The sequence below is a fragment of the Pseudoduganella sp. RAF53_2 genome, assembly GCF_052113985.1.
In the GTDB taxonomy this organism is placed as follows: domain Bacteria; phylum Pseudomonadota; class Gammaproteobacteria; order Burkholderiales; family Burkholderiaceae_D; genus Rugamonas.
In genome coordinates this window covers 1-1,401 of sequence record NZ_JBFRDW010000995.1, presented here as the reverse complement: position 1 = coordinate 1,401, position 1,401 = coordinate 1, and the positions used below count along the sequence as shown (strand labels likewise).

At 61.2% G+C, this 1,401-nt stretch carries 1 protein-coding gene; it reads left to right on the top strand.

Annotation, left to right across the window (positions count from 1 at the left end):
* Positions 1-10 precede the first annotated feature (10 nt).
* Positions 11-1,401, top strand: a 1,391-nt coding sequence (locus tag AB4Z11_RS31750; RefSeq protein WP_442030163.1) for a tryptophan halogenase family protein, incomplete at its 3' end; no start/stop codon positions are given.

Genomic DNA, 1,401 nt, shown 5'->3' with positions numbered 1-1,401 from the left:
GTCCAAAACTATGGGCAAGATTCTCGACATTACGCTGATCGAATCCGACGAAATCGGCACGGTAGGCGTCGGTGAAGCCACCATCCCGACCATGATCACGTTCCACGATCTGCTGGAACTGAATGAAGCGGAGTTCATGGCCGCCACTCAGGCTACCTTCAAACTGGGCATCAGTTTCGAGAACTGGCGCAATGTGGACGAGCACTACATCCATTCCTTCGGCACCACGGGCACCGATCACTGGACCGCGGGCTTCCAGCATTTCTGGCTGAAAGGCCGCGCCCGGGGACTGGCAGGTGAATACGGCGACTACTGCCGCGAGCTGAAGGCAGCGCAGATGGACCGCTTCGCCCATCTCCCGGACCAAGGCATGAACTACGCCTATCACCTGGACGCGGGCTTGTACGCGCGCTACCTGCGCAAATTCAGCGAAGCGCTGGGCGTGCGCCGCATCGAGGGCAAGATTGTAGAAGTGAGCCAGGATGCGCAGTCCGGCTTCATCCGGTCCCTGACGCTGAATGATGGCGCGAAGATTGAGGGTGATCTGTTCATCGACTGTTCCGGCTTCCGCAGTCTGCTGCTGGGGCAAACCCTGGGCGTGGAATTCGAGGACTGGTCGCACTGGCTGTTCTGCGACAGTGCGCTGGCGGTGCAGACCGAAGCGACAGGCGTGGTGCCGCCGTACACGCGCGCCATCGCGCATGACTCGGGCTGGCAATGGCGCATCCCGTTGCAGCACCGCGTCGGCAATGGCCTGGTGTATTCGAGCCGCTTCCTGGACGACGAACATGCGCGCAGCAAGCTGCTGTCCAACCTGGCAGGTGAGCCCCTGTTTGAACCGCGCCCCATCCGTTTCAAGCCGGGCCAGCGCCGTCAGACCTGGCATCGCAACTGTGTGGCGATCGGTCTTGCCAGCGGCTTCCTGGAACCGATCGAATCGACCAGCATTCACCTGATCCAGCGCAGTCTGATTCGCCTGCTGCAGATGTTCCCCAGCGCAGGCATCTGCCAGACCGACATCGACGAATTCAATCAACAGACGGCGCACGAAGTGGCGCACATTCGTGACTTCATCATCCTGCACTACAACGTGAGCAACCGCGACGACTCGCCGTTCTGGCGCGCCTGTCGCGAACTGGAGCTGCCGCCATCCCTGCATCACCGTATCAGCCACTTCCGCGAAACTGGCCGGGTGTTCCGGGTGCCGAATGAACTGTTCGCGGAAAATTCGTGGGTGCAGGTCATGCTGGGCCAGGGCATCGTCCCGGAGCGCTACCACCAGATCGTCGACATGATGGGCGACGCCGAACTGACGCATTTCCTGCGCACGATCAGCGGCTCGGTCGATTCCCTGGTGAAGCAGCTGCCGCACCACAAGGACTACCTGCAAAGGTACTGCCG